Genomic DNA, 2,458 nt, shown 5'->3' on the forward strand with positions numbered 1-2,458 from the left:
CCTCCGACTCCAAGACGCAGAACGTCACCACGCTGGAGGTTAACGGCTACACCGATACCTCGGGGACCGCGACCTACAATATGGGCCTGTCCGTGAAACGTGCGAAGGCGGTTGCCGCCCAGCTCGTCGCCGATGGCGTGCCGGCCAACGAGATCGAGATGCATGGCTATGGCGAGACGCATCTGCTGGTGCCGACCGGCCCGGGTGTGCGTGAGCCGCAGAACCGCCGGGTGGAAATCATTTTCCACTAAGAAAGACGTGGGGGATTTTTGTAAAAATCCCCCACACCCCCAAAAACGTCTGAAAACTTTAGGCTTCGATTTGGACGGCGTAGTTGCCTAAGGGCAGCTTTTTCTTGATCACGCCGTTGGCCAACAGGAAGTCTCGGTAGGTTAGATAGCGGGCGTCGTTCAGCTTCGCCGGGTCCTTCGCGAAGTAGGGCGGCATCGCGTGCCAGGAAGCGATGTCGAGCTTGTCGTTCAGGCTCGGATTATCCTTCAGGAATTGCTTCAGCATCCCCTCCGGGTCTGCCTGCAACGCCGCCACGCCTTCCTTCAGCGCGCTCAAAAACGCCTTCAGCGCCGTGTTCTTCAGCCCGCTTTCATTGGAGAGCAGCAGCAGCTCATCCGAGGCCGGCACCCCGTAATCCTCCGGCAGGAAGATCACCGGGTCCAGCCCGGCCTGCGCCAGCTGAATATCCTCGTAATTCCTGTAGGTGCCGATCACCGCGTCGACCGATTTGCTCTGCAATGCCGAAACCAGCTCGAAATTGACATTCACCAGCTGAATATCGGCCAGGCTCATGCCGACATGCTTGAGCATCGCGCCGATGATCACCGGCTCCACCCCCGCCACCGAATAGCCGACCTTGCGGCCTTTCAGATCCTGCAGCTTGGTGATGCCGCTGGCCTTCAGCGCCGTCAGCGTGTTCAGCGGCTTGTCGATCAGCGTGCCGGTCCGGCGCACCGGCAGCCCCTGGTCGACCAGCAGGTACAGCTCGGTCTGGTAGGTCAGCGCCGCATCGGCCTTGCCGGCGGCAACCAGGCGCGGCGGCAGATCCGGGTCGGTCGGCGCCACCAGCTTCACATCCAGCCCGGCCTTGGCATAGGCGCCGCAATATTTCGCGGCGAAGAGCGGGGCATGGTCGGGATTCACGAACCAGTCGAGAATCAGCGTGAACGGCGTCGCGGTCGCGGCGCGGGCCAGAGCCGGCGCGGCAAGCGCAGCGCTGGCGGTTGAGAGGAATAGACGTCTATTGAGGCTCATTGGCGCTCTCCCTTCGCTGGCATGACCCAGGCAGGTTCTACGGGTATGATCTCAGCCCGCACGATGCGGACACCCCGGCGTGATGCTTCTCCCGCGTTTAGGGCCGCGTCGTCAATCTTGCGTCTTGGGTTGGCGGGGGGCTTCGCGCTAAACCGCTCTCATGAGCACGACAGATCCGACCGACGCGACGCTGCGCAAGGCCGCCAGCGGCGCCAGCCTGGCTTTTGCCGTGGTGCTGGTGGTGGTGAAATTCGCCGCCTGGATCGCCACCGGCTCGATGTCCCTGCTCACCTCGGCGGTGGATGCGCTGGTGGATGTCGGCGCCAGCCTCGCCACATTTTATGGGGTGCGCTACGCCCAGCGCCCGGCGGACGCGGATCATCGCTACGGCCATGGCAAGGGTGAGGCCATCGCCGCCTTCACCCAGGCGATGCTGCTGGCCGGCGCGGCGATGGTGCTGGCCTTCCAATCCATCGAACGGCTGGTGTTTCCGGAAAGACTGGAAGCGCTGGATTTCGGCATCATGATCATTGCGCTGAGCCTGCTCGCCGCCATCGTTCTGGTGGTGATGCAGAGCTGGGTGGTGGGCCGTACCGGCTCCACCGCCATCGCCGCCGACCGTGCGCATTACCTCACGGATGTCGCGGTGAATGCCGCCGTGCTGGCGGCTTTGGCGCTGACCCATTTCACCGGCTGGACCCGCGCCGACCCGGCCTTCGCGCTGCTGATCGCGCTTTACATGATGTGGAATGCGCGCTTCGTGGCGAATGAGGCGCTGAGCCAGTTGCTCGACCGCGAATTGACCGAGACCGACCGGATGATGATCCGCCGCACCGCGCTGGGCTGCCGGGGGGTGGAGGATATCCATGATCTACGCACCCGCCATGCCGGGGACCGGGCGTTCGTGGAATTCCATCTGGAGGTGGAGGGGCGGCTCAGCGTCAATGAGGGCCATGCCATCGGCGATGCGGTGGAGCGCGCGGTGCGCCGGGCGCTGCCGGGCCGGGTGGAGGTGAGCGTGCATCTGGAGCCGGCGGGGATCGAGGATCACCGGCTGGACGATCAGGTGGAAACCAAAGGATAGGTGCCAAAAGTTTTTTTGGGGCCGCCCCTTTTTTTCAAAAAAGGGGCGGGGAGGCCTGGGCGTATGCACCTGCGTTGCCAACACCCCAAACGTTTTTGCGGCCTTTTT

At 63.5% G+C, this 2,458-nt stretch carries 3 protein-coding genes and 1 riboswitch; of the genes, 2 read left to right on the forward strand and 1 reads right to left on the reverse strand.

Going from position 1 to position 2,458, the window contains the following annotated elements:
- On the forward strand, positions 1-251 hold a 251-nt coding region (locus tag MXAZACID_RS11020), incomplete at its 5' end, for an OmpA family protein (protein WP_008494426.1).
- A gap of 58 nt (positions 252-309) precedes the next feature.
- Here MXAZACID_RS11020 and MXAZACID_RS11025 read toward each other — a convergent pair.
- On the reverse strand, positions 310-1,266 hold the full coding sequence (locus MXAZACID_RS11025; protein WP_008494427.1) for an ABC transporter substrate-binding protein: 957 nt from the start codon (positions 1,264-1,266) through the stop codon (positions 310-312).
- Positions 1,258-1,353, reverse strand: a riboswitch (TPP riboswitch). Its footprint overlaps the gene before it by 9 nt.
- Positions 1,354-1,426: 73 nt before the next feature.
- Here MXAZACID_RS11025 and MXAZACID_RS11030 point away from each other — a divergent pair.
- Entirely contained in the window at positions 1,427-2,350 is a 924-nt protein-coding gene (locus MXAZACID_RS11030) for a cation diffusion facilitator family transporter (RefSeq protein WP_008494428.1), read from the forward strand.
- Positions 2,351-2,458: the final 108 nt, after the last annotated feature.

Source organism: Acidocella sp. MX-AZ02 (genome assembly GCF_000306035.1).
Lineage (GTDB): Bacteria > Pseudomonadota > Alphaproteobacteria > Acetobacterales > Acetobacteraceae > Acidocella > Acidocella facilis.

Coding starts and splice junctions, on each gene's coding strand:
- MXAZACID_RS11025 (WP_008494427.1), bottom strand. CDS start 1,266: ATGAGCCTCAATAGACGTCTATTCCTCTCAACCGCCAGCGCTGCGCTT.
- MXAZACID_RS11030 (WP_008494428.1), top strand. CDS start 1,427: ATGAGCACGACAGATCCGACCGACGCGACGCTGCGCAAGGCCGCCAGC.